Consider the following 15056-nt stretch of genomic DNA (forward strand, 5'->3'; position numbering starts at 1 on the left):
TAGCCGAGTGCGTCTCGAAGCGCACCGGTCCGGGAGTACCCCCGGCGTGTCGAAGCGAAGGAGCTGCCATGGTCCCTCGCTCTACCGACGACGCTAGTCTTTGCTGCGGGACTTTTTGGCCTTGCGCTTCGTCTTTTTGGCTGGTGGACTGGCGGGTTCCGACCCTGGCACTTCAGCAATGAAATGCCCAGGCTTGGCGGGGCGCACCCTCTTGAGGGTCAGACGAACGGGTTGGTCTTGTGTAGTGGGGAAGGGCAGAGCCGCCGCACGCGCTGGAGTACGGCCTTGCATGGCTGCCTTGCGCTCCTGAGCCAACCGCTCCTTCTCCATGTCCCGCGCCAGCTTGGCAGCGGTACGCGCTGCGGCGTCGGTCTGCTTGCGTTGCTCCGGGCTGCGCACGTCTTCGACTTCCAAGGTATCTGCATCCGGGCAAGGAACCTGGCTATAGACGTTGCCGCAACGGTAGACGGTGTCCCCCACCGCAGCACAGACGCTCCCCCACCCGGCAACCAGAATGACCAGAAAGCGTAGCCAACGCTGGAGAACATGGGTAGCAGGGTGAGTAACAGGGTTCACAAATTCACCTCAGACGATGCATCGGTAGACAGCGCTGTGCGCACCTCGACTTGCTGTACAGGCTCGGCTTTCCGTGGATGCTCGGCTTGCCGCGCAAGGATCGGCTTTTCCTTGGGCACTTGCATTGCCTGCATCGCCAAGGTGGTGTGTCCTGCAAGCAAGTCTGGCAAAGCGGCCAACGACCTTTCGATAGCACGCTCAATGGCCACGCGATCGTCGGCTTCGGGTTGGTGCAAGACCCACGACACCACCTCGGACTTATGCCCTGGGTGCCCGATCCCTAACCGCAAACGCCAATAACGATCCGTGCCAAGCTGGGCATGCACATCACGCAAACCATTGTGGCCTGCGTGCCCCCCTCCCAGCTTGCATTGGACGCGCCCGGGTTCGAAATCAAGGTCGTCGTGTACTACCAGGATCTCCGTCGGGTCGATCTTGTAGAAACGCGCCAGCGATGCAACAGACCGACCACTGAGGTTCATGAACGTCTGCGGCTTGAGCAAACGCAAGGGATGCGCATCCACCGAAGCCGTGGCAACCCATGCCTGAAACCCTTTGTCTGCAGCCCAGACGCATCGCAGCGACGCAGCCAAGGCATCGACCCACCAAAACCCGACGTTATGCCGCGTTTCCTGGTACTGCGGCCCAGGGTTGCCAAGCCCGACGATGAGCTGGATCACATCAGCCTCCGCTGCACGTTGCCATCGCCGGGATCGGGAACTCCCCGGCTATTTTTTGGCTGCGGGCTTGGCTGCTGCCTTCGCTGCGGGTTGGGCCGCAGGTTTCGCCGCACCTTTACCGCCTTTGGCAGCAGGCTGGGCAGCAGCAGGTTCCGCAGCGGCTGGCGTGGCTTCCGCAGCAACCTGGGCCACGACGGATACCACGACCGGATTCTTATCATTGCCATGGGCGATGACCGATACCCCTTTGGGCAGCACCAAGTCGGCCAAATGCACGGAAGTGCCCTTCTTCAAGCTGCCCAGATCGACGGCAAGGAATTCCGGCAAATCTGCAGGCAGACAGACCACCTCGACTTCGGTGATGACGCGGTTCACGATGCACGCATCCAGCTTGACTGCCGGAGAATTTTCCTCCCCGCTGAAGTGCAGGGGCACTTTCATGTGCAGCTTGGTTGTGGCATCGACGCGCTGCAAGTCAACGTGCAGCACCATCGGGCGGAAAGGGTGCATCTGCACGTCACGCAACAGGGCTTGCCCTTCGGTGCCATCGACTTCCAAAGTCAGCACGCTGGAATGAAAAGCCTCTTTCTTGAGGGCATGCCACAGCGTGTTGTGGTCAAACTCGATAGGCTGAGGCTCTTTGCCCCCGCCGTACAGGATTCCAGGGGTACGACCCTGGATGCGCAAACGGCGGCTCGCACCCGTTCCTTGCGCAGCGCGCTGGAAAGCAGAAATTTTCACGTTGACACTCCTCGATAGGCCCTGCCGCGACCAGCGGGGCCTTTTTGCACAAGGGCCTGATTCACATCCAACGAACCGGCCCGCCTTGACTCCACCCGCCAAAGCGCCCTGACTGCAAGGCCAAAGCGCCCTGGCTCGGCTCAGAACAACTGTTCCTGGGCGGAAAAATAATCCCGTATCGACAAGCCCGATGCGATGCGAACAATCGATTCACCAAACAACTCTGCAACGCTAAGCTGGCGTATCTTGGTACAGGCAGCAGCCTGTTCCGACAGCGGGATCGACGACGTCACCACCACCCCATCAAGGGAAGCACTAGTAGCGATGCGCTCCACGGCGGGCCCGGAGAACACGGGATGCGTGCAATAGGCATACACATGCAATGCACCACGTTGCTTGAGCGCCTCCGCAGCTTTGACCAGGGTTCCGGCCGTGTCGATCATGTCGTCGACGATGATGCAGTTGCGGGATTCGACCTCGCCGATGATGTGCATGACTTCACTGACATTCGGGCGGGGGCGGCGCTTGTCGATGATCGACAACCCGCATCCCAACTGCTTGGCTACGGCTCGTGCCCGCACGACGCCCCCAATGTCCGGGGAGACAACGCACAAGTCAGGAATCTGGTTGCTACGCAAGTCATGCAGCAACACGGGGGATGCATAAATGTTGTCGACGGGGATGTTGAAGAAGCCCTGAATCTGGTCTGCGTGCAAATCCATCGTCAGCACCCGCTCCACACCGACGGTCTGGAGCATGTCCGCCACCACCTTGGCAGAGATGGGAACGCGGCTGGAACGCGGGCGGCGATCCTGCCGGGCGTAGCCGAAATAGGGGATCACCGCAGTCACCCGGCCTGCAGAGGCACGACGCAGGGCATCCACGATGAACAGTAGCTCCATGAAATTTTCACCAGCCGGAGCGCAAATGGACTGCACGACAAAAACGTCGCGCGCACGCACGTTCTGGTTGATTTCCACCTGCACCTCCCCGTCGGAAAACCGTCCGACGTAGGCATCGCCCAAACTGATATGGAGGTGCTTCGCAATTCCTGCCGCAAGACCGGGGTTGGAATTGCCCGCGAAGAGCATGAAATCGCAGTTCGGTTCGCTTTGCATGAAAAGCCCTCAGGCCGACGCAACACGTACCCCGGCTTGGCCGCAGGGACAACGATGCGGGATGAAGCAAAAAGGGGGAGTGGTAAAAAAGGAGGAAGGCCCAGCAAAACAGAACAGGGCAGGGGAAGAAGGATTCGAACCTTCGCATGCTGGAATCAAAATCCAGTGCCTTAACCAGCTTGGCGATTCCCCTACACGTGCAAGACCTGCGCGTCGCAAATGATGTATTCCTTCAATGGCTACCGTGTGACCGGCGAGCCGGGAGACGCCATTCGGACAAGGGATGCATGGATAGCCCACTACACATGCGCAGAACATAAGCATCCGGCGGAAGATCCACCACCGCTTCGCCGTGCGCCACAGCGAACACCGCACTCCCAGAACCGGTCATTCTAGCGGCAAATCCGTGTGCATGCAGCCAGCTTAGCGCTGTGTATACCTGTGGGCACAGTTCTTCGGAAACGGGTTGCAGGTCGTTGGTGCCAAAGCCGAAGGGATCGGCCAGGAAATCTTCCAGCCGGGCATGGGCATGGTCACGCACCAGCTTCGGGTGCGCATAGACCTGGGCCGTATCGACGCCCATCGGCGGCTTGAGCACGATGAAAGACTGTTGTGGAATGCGAATGGGCGTGAGCCGCTCGCCGATGCCCTGCACCCACGCGTTGTGCCCACCCAGAAAAAACGGCACGTCCGCACCCAATTCAGCGCCGATTTCTTGCAGGGTATCGATGTCCAAATCCAAGCCCCACAACTGGTTGAGCGCGAGCAGGGTCGACGCTGCATCCGAAGAACCACCTCCCAGCCCAGCGCCCAGAGGAATGCGCTTTTCCAAAGTGATATGCACCCCCAGGGTACATCCGGTTTTGCGCGCCAAGGCACGTCCCGCAGCCAGTGTCAGGTCGTCTGGTGGCAGCGAGACACCACCCAGGTCTGTACGGCTCATCTGGCCATCGCTTCGCAGCTCGAAGTGCAACGTATCGTGCCAGTCGATCAGCACAAATGCAGACTCGATCACATGGTATCCGTCCGCTCGCCGACCCAAGACGTGCAAAAAGAGATTGAGCTTCGCTGGCGCGGGGACATCGACGATCGATTTCATGGTGTACCCCGCTCCTTCACCTGGAGCGCATCCCGATCAGGAACGACGCGCACTTCGACGAACGGCTCTTCCTGCCTGGCGACGAGCAACTGCTCGCCACCCACATGCCAACCCATCGCAGGGGATGGCACCCCCCGCAGCCAGTCCAGCAATACTGCCACAGGCAGCCCAGCCGCCACGGTATCGGCCACCACAGCCTGCACGTCGTCGTAATGCTGGGTTTTGCCCTGCACGCGCCGTGTGGCGCCGTGTTGATCCCAACGCAATTCGGCCAACACGATTCCCAAAGGAGAACGGAACACCAGCGCGCCACGATCCACCCCCCCCTCCAATTCGTACCCCCCAGCCAATGCAGGACATTCGTTGTCGGAACCCGGACACTGCGCACGCAACGCCAGCCTTCCCGACCATTGCTGCGGCGCATCCAACACCGGCGTCGCGCATCCCACAAGGGCGCATGCCGCCCCGAAGACTGCGTAACGCACGGCACCAATCAAGGCTGCACCCCCAGACGACGAAGCGTCTCCAGCAACACTTCCCCCTCAGCGTCAAGCGCAAGCCCTTTACGCCAAACGTCGAGAGCTTCCTCCCGGCGGCCCAGCGTCCATAGCACCTCCCCCCAGTGCGCCGCGATTTCCGCTTCGGGTTTGCGTCCGAAAGCCTCGCGCAAGTGTTGCTCAGCCTGCTCCAGCTTGCCTTGCCGGAACTCGACCCAGCCCAGGCTATCTGAGATGTACGGATCCCCGGGCGCCAATTCGAGGGCACGGACGATGAGCGCATGGGCTTCGTCCAGCCGCAGGTTGCGATCAGCCAGCGCGTACCCCAGGGCGTTGTAGAGCAGGGGCTCTTCCGGATGATCGGCCAACCCTTGGCGCAGGCGGCGCTCCATCTCCTGCACGGCACCCATCTTGTCGAGCACGATGGCCATTTCGACAAGCAACGTGACATCGCCTGGCTCTTGCGCGATCATGTCATCCAGCAGGTCCCTGGCCTGCACATAGCGCCGATGCTTGCGCAGCAATTGCGCTTCCACACCACGAATCTGCCGTGCATGATCAGGCGACTGCACTGCCAAATCGCGCAACCATGCCAGCGCCGCGTCCAGCCCCTGCTGCCCCACCAACGCTTGGGCACGAAGGCGTTGGGCATCGAACCACAGCCCTCCATCCCCCACCCGCTGCAACCACGTTTGCGCCTGGTCGTACTCCTTGCGCGACAAGGCAATCGTCCCCAAAGCCAGAAGAGCTTGCGCCGATTCCCTCTGCTGCACTGGCTCCGCGCCAGTCAGCACGCCCACCAGTTTCAGGTATTGCAACAGCAATACGTGTGCATCGTCGAATTGGCGATGCTCGGCATACCACATTCCCAGCATCCATCGCCCCTGGGCATCGTCGGGGAACCGACGCACCATGTTCTGCAAAGCCGCAACGGCATCTTGCTCGCGCTGTGCATCGAAGAGCACGCGCACATACGCCCGGTGCAATATGGGCCTGTCATCGACTGCCAGCCTTTCGCGCACCAAGGCATCGGCTTGCGGATCCTTAATGGCGACCAATGCCAGCGCAACGATCATCGCGTGGTCGGCGGTGCCAGCGTCCCCGTCGGCCAGCGCACGCCGGGCGGCATCGAGCGCGGTGCGTGGTTCCCCGGCACGCAACCAGGCTTCGGCTACCCCGGCCCAGGCATCCGGGCCCCACTGCGGGTGCTCCAACCAGGGCGTGTAGGCTTTGTGGATGACCCGGGCTACGGCTAGACGGTCGGTGCATGGCTTGTAGAGCCGGGGAATGCCCGTCAGCGCCGAACCCATGTTCTTTGGCGGCGTGAGCGCCAAATCGCGCCGCAACACAGGCAAAGATTCCTCCACGCGATGGAGCTGGATCAGAACGTGCAACAGGGTGCGAACGGCCTCGTGCGAGGAGGGATGGGCGCTGCGCCACGCACGCACTGCCATCAGTGCAGATTCCCCCTTGCGGGCATGGATGGCGACCTGCACAGCACGGCGGTACAGCCTTTCGTCCTTCGTCTGGCGGGCTGCATCCAGCAACAACGAAAAGGCTGCGGCGGGGTTGGACGACCGGGCTTGCATCTCCCCCAGCAGAAGCTGGTAGAACAAAGGCCCGTCGAGCGGAACTTCCGCAGCGCCTTCCGGAGAATCGTCGACAACGATTTCCACGTCGCCGTCTGCAACGCGCTCCTGCTTGGCGGATGGATCCGCATGCGCCACAGACAGTGTCAAAGCACCCCACAGTACCCAAAGAAATATGCCACGCCAACTCATGGGGCCATAATAATCTAAGCCTCATCCCCACCATGCCACTGCCCTTGCCCAACGTTTTGTCCACTTGCCTTGGCAATGCCGCACGGCGCCCTTTTCTTGCGTAGCCCGTGCGATGACCACTTTCCCCGAAGAGTTCGAACGGCACAGCATCTGGCGGCGCGAATTCGCCTTGCACCTCAAACTGCTGGCGCAATGGCTCGAAGAACGTGACCTGCTCGACCCCGCCGTTCGCGAGCGTCTGAGCAGGCTCGAAGCGCAGATTCGCGTCGACAAGGTCATGGTTGCCTTCGTCGCCGAGTTTTCACGCGGCAAGTCCGAGCTGATCAACGCCATGTTCTTTTCGGAATACGGGCGAAGGATCATGCCCGCCAGCGCAGGATGCACGACGATGTGCCCCACGGAGATGGCCTACGACCCCGACATCCCCGCCTGCCTGCGCCTGCTGCCCATCGACACACGGTTGCAGCCGCAAACGCTGATGGAATGGCGTATGGTTCCGGAAAAGTGGCACCGCGTCGACCTCGACGTCAACAGCCCCAAGCAACTCGCCCAGGCGCTGAGTATGGTCGCGCAGTCCAAAAAAGTAACGCCCGAGGAAGCGCGTGCGTTGGGGTTTTGGGAAGGAACGGGGCCCAATACCGGCCCCGTGGTCGATAGCAGTGGCAAGGTGGAAATCCCCCGTTGGCGCCACGCCCTCTTCAACTTCGCACACCCTTTGCTCAAACAAGGGCTTGTGGTACTGGACACCCCCGGGCTTAACGCTATCGGCGCCGAACCCGAGCTGACCGTCAACCTGATCGCGCAGGCGCAAGCCATCGTTTTCATTTTGGGTGCAGACACCGGCGTGACGCAGTCCGACCTGTCGATCTGGAGGGAGCACCTGATCGACGAAGACCACGACCCCGCAGCGCGCCTCGTCGTACTCAACAAAATCGACACGCTCTGGGACGCCCTCGACACCCGCGAGGAAGTGCAGGAGCAGATCGAGCGCCAGAAGGCCCGCACCACCGAGATCCTCGGCATCCACGAAGAGCAGGTCTATGCGGTATCGGCGCAGAAGGGGCTGCTGGCCAAGGTCAACGACGACCCCCATCTCCTCCACCGCAGTTGCCTGCCTATGCTCGAAGAAGCGCTGAGCCGCCATATCGTTACGCGGCGGCGAAGGATTCTGAGTTCCACAGTCCACCGCAGCATCGTCGAATTGCGCCGAGAGATTCGCAGGCACATCCAAATCCGCTTGCGCGACCACAACGAGCAACTGCTCGAACTCAGCAGCCTGCTAGGCAAGAACACCCCCGTCATCCGTGCGATGCGTGCCCGCGTCCACCAAGAGCAAGCCGACTTCGACGCCGGCGGACTCAAGATCCATGCCGTGCGATCGATCCACATGAAGCTGCTACGGGAGATTTTTGCGCTGCTCGGTTCGCAACGGCTGCAAGCAGAAATGTCCGAATTCACCCATGCCTTGCAACAGGGTGGGATCAAACTGGGCATCCGCAAAATCTACGGTCAGACACTGGAACGACTGCGCGACAACCTGCGCACAGTGCAGGACAAGGATCAGGAAATTCGCTCCATGCTCGAAGCCAGCTTCGAACAGCTCAACACGGACTATGGTTTTTCCCTGCGGCTGCCCTCCCCACCGAACCTCGACACGTATTTGCACAACCTCGACGCCATCGAGCGCAGCCACGTGAAGTACCTCGGCCCCGGCAATGCGTTGCGGCTCATCCAGGACGAATTCGTCACGCGCCTCGTCCGCGCCTTGACGACGCGGCTGCTCGCCGTGCATGAAGCGGCCTTGGCGGACATCGAAGCCTGGAGCAAATCGGCCGCATCGCAGCTCGACATGCAATTGCGCGAACGGCGCAAAAACTTCGTTCGTCGGCTTGAAGCTATTGATCGCATCGGCCATGCCACGGAAGGGCTGGACGAGCGCATCCACGAGGTGCGCATGCAACTCGAAGCGCTGACCCAAACTCAGACCAAGCTCGAAGAGTTCCTCGACCAGCTCCGGTTCATGACCACCCTGACCCGCTTCGGCACACAGGATAGTGCGCCTGCCACCGTCTTGTCCGATCTCTGACGCCTGCGGCGTGGTGCCCCCGGCTATAGCAACGCCAGACTTTGCCGCCATCGTGCTGCGGTGGCAGGCTCATCACGGCCGCCATGATCTGCCTTGGCAGCACCCACGCGATCCCTACCGCGTATGGCTTTCCGAGGTCATGCTCCAGCAGACGCGCGTGCAGACGGTGCTGGCGTACTTTCCCCGGTTCTTGGAACGTTTTCCCGACATCACCACACTTGCCTGCGCGCCGGAAGAAGACGTGCTGGCCGCATGGGCCGGGATGGGGTACTACGGCCGGGCACGCAACCTGCACCGCTGCGCCCAGCAAGTGATGGCATGCCATGGAGGCGCGTTTCCCCGTAGCGCAGCGCAGTTGCGCACCTTGCCGGGAATCGGCGCTTCCACCGCGCATGCCATTGCCGCGCTGTGTTTTGGCGAACGGGTGGCGATCTTCGACGCGAACGTGCGCCGGGTTCTGGCCCGCTTTCTGGGCTTTGGCGCTGACCTATCGGTACGGATGCACGAACACACGCTGTGGGCCGAGGCCACGCGCCTGCTCCCCCAGAGCAACGATCCCACCGACCTGGCGCGCTACACCCAAGGGATGATGGATTTGGGAGCGACCGTCTGCACCGCTCGTTCTCCCCGTTGCGCAGACTGCCCGCTGCGTGCCGAATGCGTGGCCTATCGGCTAGGGACGCCGCAACGCTTTCCTCATCCGCCGCGCAGAATTGCCCGCGAGCTACTGACGATGTGGTTGCTGTGGGTGCAGGCCGACGATGATGCTCTCTGGCTGCTGCGCCGCCCTTCCCGGGGAATCTGGGCTGGCCTGTATTGCCTACCCACCTGTCCCACCCACGCCGCTGTGCTGGCCGCCCTGCCCCCGCACGCTACTAGCCACACCATCCCCCCAATCCAGCACGAATTGACACACCGGACGCTGTTGCTGCATCCCGTGTACTGCCGCTTCCCCTGCCGCATTCCCCTGCCGTTGGAAGGCCAGTGGATGAGCGCCACAGACTGGCCCACGCTGGGGTTTCCGGCGCCGATACGCAGGTTGCTGCTGGAACAACCTCCCGCCTGAGGCCAGGAAGAACTCCAACAGTTTGACGATCACCCGCTCAATGCCCCGACGCATCGTCGGCAATCTCCGCGTCGGGTGCCAGCACCTGGCACGGTTGCCGTGCAGCAAGGAGATCGTTGCAGAAAGCCGTAGCCGCTTCCCGGTCGGGCCAGCCTGCCACGGCCACGCGATACCACGCATCGAACACGCCGTCCTCGCGCTCCAGGTACCCGCTGCGTTCGGCAACGACGCTGCGCCCGCGCATCGCCTGGGGCCATCGCGCCCGCGTATCCCGCGCAGTGGCATCGACGGCGGCGCGGTGGTACATGCCCTGCAAACGCACCATCCACTGGCCCATGCGCCAGTCCTGGGCGCGATCCGTGGCCAAGGTATCGCCGGAAGCGAGGGCAACGGAGTAGCGTGTGTTGTCCTTCTCCCGCGCAGCCATCACCCCCAAAGCCTGGTGCAGATGCGCAAAGCCGCGCAAGGCGTCGGAGCGGGCGCGTTGCAGTTCGTCCTGGCTGTGCTGGAGGTTCCTGCGCGCTTCAAGCAGACCCCGGGCATCAATGGCGCCAAGTTCAAAAGACTCCGTGGCGAGCCTGAACAACGCCAGGCTGGCGCGAACAGCGCGTTTTTGCGCCTTCCACCGCACATGGGCAGAGCGTTGCAGGTCGATGGCGCTTTCGACCTCCCGCACCGACTGCGCAATGGTCTGCCGATACGTTTCGGTCATTTCCTCGTAGTACGCGCTAGCAAAGGCCTTTTCGCCCTCTCGACGCCCACCGTCGAAGAGTGTTGCCGTCAACGAACCCACGGTGTTCCAAAACAGGTTGTCCGGGTGTACCAACCCGGCAAGGCTCCATCCGCTGTACCCGGCTTGCACCCCCAATTCCACCTTGGGCAGCATCTGCGCCCGTGCCACGTCGATGTTGGCGCGGGCAGCCTGCATCCGCGCCTCGACCATGCGCACGTCGGGCCGATGCAGCAATAGCGAAGATGGAACACCGACATCCACCCTGGGCAGGACGAGCGCATCGACACTGGTTTCGTGCAACACCAGTTCAGCAGGCAGGGCACCCACCCAGCGGGCCACAGCGGTTTGGGCCTCGTCGCAGGTGTTTTCCATCGCTGCAATCGCCACCTGCTGTTGCGCAACGGCAGCATGCTGCTGCTCTAGCTCGTCCTGCGCTGCGTCGCCCAATTCCACACGCTGTTCGATCGTATGCAGGATGCGCTCCAGCAACGACAAGGTTTCCCGGGCCAGTGCCAGGCTGTCTTGCGCAGACAAGTACGCGATGTACGCAGAGACCAGATTGCCGACGATGCCCCGTTCCAAGTCGTCACGTGCATACACCGCACGCCACACTTGCAGAATGGCCGAATCCGCCGCTGCGCGTTGTTCCCCCCACACATCGACGGTGTACGAGGCCTGCAGTCCGATCTGCGAACTTTTCTGGGTGTCGCTCGTCCCGCTACTGCTTTGGTTGACGATGTGGATCGGCACTACCACGGCGGGCAAGCCATTCGCGGCAGTCTGGTCTGCGCGAATCTTGGCTTGCACGACTTGCGCCGTGGCGATGCGCAAATCGGGATGGTTCGCCAGCGCACGATCAACCAGGGCATCGAGTTCCGCGCTGCCGTAGCGCTTCCACCATTCTGTAGATACGGCAGACACTGCGTCCCCAGGCTCCCGATCGTCCCTGGCGCCGTCCGCATTGCGGTATGCCGTGGGCACCGGGGGCATGACAGCGCCAGGCAGCTCCAGCGTGCTGCTGCATGCAACCAGGCCCAGGCTCCACACCAATACGAGCACGATGGACAGGCATTGCGACCCGGCACGAAGCCGGTGGAAACAATTGCTGAAAACAGTGCGCATGGGATCAAGGCTCCCGGATCGATTCTTTGGCGGCCTTGGTTAGCGGCCATAGCAGATACGACATGACCGAGCGCTTGCCCACGCGAATCTCGGCGGTCAGTGTCATCCCCGGCAGCAGTTTGGCGTGGCGTGGCAGGTCGTCGAGGTGCAAATTGGGCATCGCCACCCGCGCCCCGTAGTAGGCCGATGCACCGACTGCACCACCCAGATCCCGGCGAAAAGCGTCCTGGCTGAGGGTACGCAAGGTGCCCTCCAACATGCCGTGCTTTTGGAAAGGGAAGGCATCGACTTTGACATGCACCTTGGAACCCACCTTGACGTAACCGATTTGTCCCGCATCGACTTCGACCTCGGCTTCGAGCACTTCACCAATGGGGACGAGGGTAAAGAACGTTTCCGCCTCCCGCACAATCGACCCAGGAGAGAGTTTGGCGATGTCCAAAACGATGGCATCCGCCGGGGCGGTGAGCACGATCATGCTCTGCCTGCGGCTGGCCTTCTGGAGCTGATCCCGGATGGAGTCTCGCTCGCGGGACACGGCCAACAAGTCCTCCAGGACCTTCTGCCGCCAACCCGTCTGGTACGCGGTTTTGTCTGCCTCGGCCACGGAGAGTTCGCGCCCGAGTTCGATCTGCTTATTGCGCGCCAGCTCCATGTTGCGCTCGGCTTCGAGCAAGCGATCCCGCGCGTCGAGCAATCGGCTTTTGACGGCCAGCTTCTTGGCGACGAGGTTCTCGACCAGAGTGAGCATCTCGCGCAAAACCTTGACCCGCTGCCTCAGTACCACCTCATCCTGCCGTGCCGTCTCCAACGAAGAGCGCAGCTTGGCCACCATCTCGGTCTGCCGTCGCAACTGCGACAAATGGCTGTTGAGGCGCTCGTCGGACAGCTTGGACTGAATCTGCCTATCGGAAGACGCCTTGGCCTGATTCGCCTGCACGCGCTCTCCGGCCAGTGCAGCGTCCAGACTCGCCCACTGCGTGTCGAGGCTCTCCAGCCGGGAACGGAGCTGCGACTCATCTGCCATCGTGAACGTGGCATCCAGTGCAGCCAGGCGGTCTCCCTTGCGAACGACCTGGCCCACGCGCACGTCGATCGACTGCACGATCGACGTTTCCAGGGGTTGCACGACGATGTTCGGCAGCGGTGTGACGAGTTTGCCCCGCGCCGTGACGATCAAATCGACATCGGACACCGCCGCCCACGTGAAAAACAGCACCAGCACCGTCAACACCAGATACATCATCGCCTGCGCGCCCAGCGGCAGGGGACGGCGCTCGATCTCGTCGGCGTCGGGCAGAAATTCGAGTGCGGGTTTGGCAGACGCGCCTGGGGCGGTATCGTCTACAGGTGGCTGGTTTGTTGATGCCATAGCTGTTGGTAGGGGGCGCAGCGTGCAAGCAATTCTTCGTGCCGCCCACTGTCGGCGATCTTGCCGCCTTGCTGCATGACGAGGATGGTGTCGGCATTGACCAGGGTCGACAACCGGTGGGAGATCATGAGCACCGTCCTGCCCACGGCCATTTTGGAGAGATTGGACATAAAGATCGCCTCACTCTCGGGGTCGAGGGCACTCGCTGCCTCGTCGAGGATCAGGATGCGTGGCTGGAGCAGCAGCGCACGTGCGATGGACAACCGCTGCTTTTGCCCACCGCTGAGGTTGGACGCGTTTTCTTCGAGTAGCGTGTCATATCCCTGGGGCAGGCGCTCGATGAACTCGTCCGCGCCAGAGGTTTGGGCTGCGACGACGATTTCCTCGAAAGTGGCCGTCGGTTTGGCGATAGAGATATTGGCGCGCACCGTTCCCCGGAACAGAAAGTTCTCCTGCAATACGACGCCGATCTGCCTGCGCATGTGGGGCAACTCCAGCTCCCGGGCATCAATGCCATCAAAACGCACCACCCCTTCCTGCACGGAATACAGCCCCTGGATGATCTTGGTCAGCGTCGACTTGCCGGAACCGCTGCGTCCCACGATGCCGACGATGGTTCCCGGCCTGACCGTGAACGTGATGCGATCAAGCGCAGCGACTTTGGAGCCAGGATAGCGAAAGGTCACGTCTTCAAAGGTGATCTCCCCCTGGAGGGTGGGCCGCAATCCGCCCACGCCCACCCGTCCTTCCGAAGGACGGTTCATAACTTCGCCGAGGATACGCACGGCCACTGCGGTCGATTGGTACTCGTTGATCAACGATGCGAGTTGCACCAGTGGCCCCATCACCCGCCCGGCGAACATCTGAAAAGCAATCAATGCACCAACCGTCATCTGTTGTTCGAACACGCTCTGCGCGCCAACGACGATGATGATGACGGGGAGGAGCTTTCCCAGCAATTCCGTCGCCGTATTGCCATACATCGCAGTCTTGCTGACCGCATAGTGCGTCTGAATCGCATTGGCCGAGAGCTGATCCCACATGCGGCGTTGCATCGGCTCGATAGCCAGCGATTTGACGGTGCGCATCCCGTGGATCGTCTCGACCAATAAAGCCTGCCGTGCTGCTTCCGCCTGGTTCTGCGCTTCGAGCTGGCGCTTGAACGTCGGCAGCAGCCCCGCGATGATCCCGGCCATCAACAACGCAAAGGCAATGACGATCAGCGACAGCGACGCCGAATAGGAAAACAGCAACGGGATGAAGATCAGCAGGCTAAAGGTATCGAGCATCGTGAACAACAGCCGCCCGGTAAGAAAGCCACGAATCCCTTCGAGCTGGTACATCACCCGGGCAACGACGCCAGCGGAGGTCGTGTCGAAATAGTCGATGGCCAGGGAAAGCAGATGCGAAAACGCCCGCCGGGTGATGCGCATGTCGATCTTGTTGATCGCCGCAAGCATCAACAGTTGTCGCACGTAGCCAAAGACCGACTCGAACGCAATGGCGATGAGCACCCCCACCCCCAGCACCCACAGTGTCGAGGAACTCTGGTGTACGAGTACCTTATCGATGACAAGCTGAAAAAAGATCGGCGATGCCATCGACAACACCGTCAGAGCCAGCGCAGCAACGATGATGTCGCGGAACGCGACCTTTTGCTGCATGATTTCCGGGATGAACCAGAAGAAACTGAAAGGCTGCTGCGGATCGGTCAACGCATGGTGGCGTTTGAGGAAGAGCACCGTCCCGCCCCACTGCGCCTCGAAGGTAGGTTGATCGAGATATTGCACCTTCGCATCCGCCGCCTGGGGGTCGAGCACGGCGATTTCGTTTTCGGCATCCTCCCCACCCGCACGTGCGCCGACGATGATCACCGCGCTGCCATCGCGCAGCAGCCCGATGAAGGGGAACACCCCCGTCTGCGCAAACAGGCCCTTCCACGTCAACCTTGCCTGTTTGCCCTTCAACCCCACCGCAGCAGCCATGCGAATGACCAACGCGGGGCGGGGCTCTTCCTTCGAGAGCGCGTATTCCTCGATCAACCGCTCTGGGTTGACCTGCAGGCCGTGGTGCTGCGCTATGGCAGACAGGCACTGGATGACGGAATGTTGTTTTTCCATGGAGATTCCAGACTCGACGATCTTGGCGGGCTGCTCCATGACACCGTTGATGGCGCCAAGACAGC

The 15056-nt window shown here is 61.7% G+C and carries 12 protein-coding genes and 1 tRNA gene; 2 read left to right on the forward strand and 11 right to left on the reverse strand.

Annotated features, from left to right (window positions below; translation table 11 throughout):
• Nucleotides 1-93: 93 nt before the first annotated feature.
• From CENROD_RS12435 to CENROD_RS05275, 8 genes are all read right to left on the reverse strand, one after another.
• Nucleotides 94-576, reverse strand: coding sequence for a hypothetical protein (locus tag CENROD_RS12435; protein WP_022772079.1), 483 nt, complete (start codon nucleotides 574-576; stop codon nucleotides 94-96).
• Nucleotides 573-1256, reverse strand: a complete 684-nt coding sequence (gene pth, locus CENROD_RS05245) for an aminoacyl-tRNA hydrolase (protein WP_022772080.1) — start codon at nucleotides 1254-1256, stop codon at nucleotides 573-575. Before pth ends, CENROD_RS12435 begins: the two co-directional genes overlap by 4 nt.
• Before the next feature lie 48 nt (nucleotides 1257-1304).
• Entirely contained in the window at nucleotides 1305-1997 is a 693-nt protein-coding gene (locus CENROD_RS05250) for a 50S ribosomal protein L25/general stress protein Ctc (protein WP_022772081.1), read from the reverse strand.
• Between the two features lie 140 nt (nucleotides 1998-2137).
• Nucleotides 2138-3115 (reverse strand): ribose-phosphate pyrophosphokinase, encoded by a 978-nt coding sequence (locus tag CENROD_RS05255; protein ID WP_022772082.1) that lies wholly within the window; start codon nucleotides 3113-3115, stop codon nucleotides 2138-2140.
• Between the two features lie 119 nt (nucleotides 3116-3234).
• A tRNA-Gln gene (locus CENROD_RS05260) sits at nucleotides 3235-3308 on the reverse strand.
• Nucleotides 3309-3347: 39 nt separating this feature from the next.
• A complete protein-coding gene (gene ispE, locus CENROD_RS05265) occupies nucleotides 3348-4214 on the reverse strand; it encodes a 4-(cytidine 5'-diphospho)-2-C-methyl-D-erythritol kinase (protein WP_022772083.1) in 867 nt (288 codons plus the stop codon).
• Nucleotides 4211-4711, reverse strand: coding sequence for a lipoprotein insertase outer membrane protein LolB (locus CENROD_RS05270; RefSeq protein WP_041193297.1), 501 nt, complete (start codon nucleotides 4709-4711; stop codon nucleotides 4211-4213). Before CENROD_RS05270 ends, ispE begins: the two co-directional genes overlap by 4 nt.
• Complete coding sequence (locus CENROD_RS05275; protein WP_187292338.1) at nucleotides 4708-6450, reverse strand: tetratricopeptide repeat protein; 1743 nt, start codon at nucleotides 6448-6450, stop codon at nucleotides 4708-4710. The genes CENROD_RS05270 and CENROD_RS05275 overlap by 4 nt, the downstream gene beginning before the upstream one ends.
• 154 nt (nucleotides 6451-6604) lie before the next feature.
• On the opposite strand from CENROD_RS05275, the gene CENROD_RS05280 reads away from it, so the two are divergent.
• Both CENROD_RS05280 and mutY read left to right on the forward strand, forming a co-directional pair.
• The gene (locus tag CENROD_RS05280) at nucleotides 6605-8578 is read left to right on the forward strand and encodes a dynamin family protein (protein WP_022772086.1); all 1974 of its coding nucleotides are present in this window, start codon (nucleotides 6605-6607) and stop codon (nucleotides 8576-8578) included.
• 10 nt (nucleotides 8579-8588) lie between these two features.
• Nucleotides 8589-9644: an A/G-specific adenine glycosylase gene (gene mutY, locus CENROD_RS05285; protein WP_022772087.1), complete on the forward strand. Its 1056-nt coding sequence runs from the start codon at nucleotides 8589-8591 to the stop codon at nucleotides 9642-9644.
• Nucleotides 9645-9681: 37 nt separating this feature from the next.
• Here mutY and CENROD_RS05290 read toward each other — a convergent pair whose 3' ends face one another.
• Genes CENROD_RS05290 through CENROD_RS05300 form a run of 3 tightly spaced genes read right to left on the reverse strand, consistent with a single transcriptional unit; the run spans nucleotide 9682 to nucleotide 15030 of the window.
• A complete protein-coding gene (locus tag CENROD_RS05290; protein WP_022772090.1) occupies nucleotides 9682-11499 on the reverse strand; it encodes an efflux transporter outer membrane subunit in 1818 nt (605 codons plus the stop codon).
• A 4-nt stretch (nucleotides 11500-11503) separates the two neighbouring features.
• The gene (locus CENROD_RS05295; protein WP_022772094.1) at nucleotides 11504-12871 is read right to left on the reverse strand and encodes an HlyD family type I secretion periplasmic adaptor subunit; all 1368 of its coding nucleotides are present in this window, start codon (nucleotides 12869-12871) and stop codon (nucleotides 11504-11506) included.
• Nucleotides 12844-15030, reverse strand: coding sequence for a peptidase domain-containing ABC transporter (locus CENROD_RS05300; protein WP_238551828.1), 2187 nt, complete (start codon nucleotides 15028-15030; stop codon nucleotides 12844-12846). The genes CENROD_RS05295 and CENROD_RS05300 overlap by 28 nt, the downstream gene beginning before the upstream one ends.
• Nucleotides 15031-15056: the final 26 nt, after the last annotated feature.

It is taken from the genome of Candidatus Symbiobacter mobilis CR, from assembly GCF_000477435.1.
Lineage (GTDB): Bacteria > Pseudomonadota > Gammaproteobacteria > Burkholderiales > Burkholderiaceae_C > Rhodoferax > Rhodoferax mobilis.

Bases quoted from the DNA above. Each gene is read 5' to 3' on its own strand.
- CENROD_RS05280 (WP_022772086.1), top strand. From the start codon at position 6,605: ATGACCACTTTCCCCGAAGAGTTCGAACGGCACAGCATCTGGCGGCGC.
- CENROD_RS05295 (WP_022772094.1), bottom strand. From the start codon at position 12,871: ATGGCATCAACAAACCAGCCACCTGTAGACGATACCGCCCCAGGCGCG.
- ispE (WP_022772083.1), bottom strand. From the start codon at position 4,214: ATGAAATCGATCGTCGATGTCCCCGCGCCAGCGAAGCTCAATCTCTTT.
- CENROD_RS05300 (WP_238551828.1), bottom strand. From the start codon at position 15,030: ATGGAGCAGCCCGCCAAGATCGTCGAGTCTGGAATCTCCATGGAAAAA.
- CENROD_RS05290 (WP_022772090.1), bottom strand. From the start codon at position 11,499: ATGCGCACTGTTTTCAGCAATTGTTTCCACCGGCTTCGTGCCGGGTCG.
- CENROD_RS05255 (WP_022772082.1), bottom strand. From the start codon at position 3,115: ATGCAAAGCGAACCGAACTGCGATTTCATGCTCTTCGCGGGCAATTCC.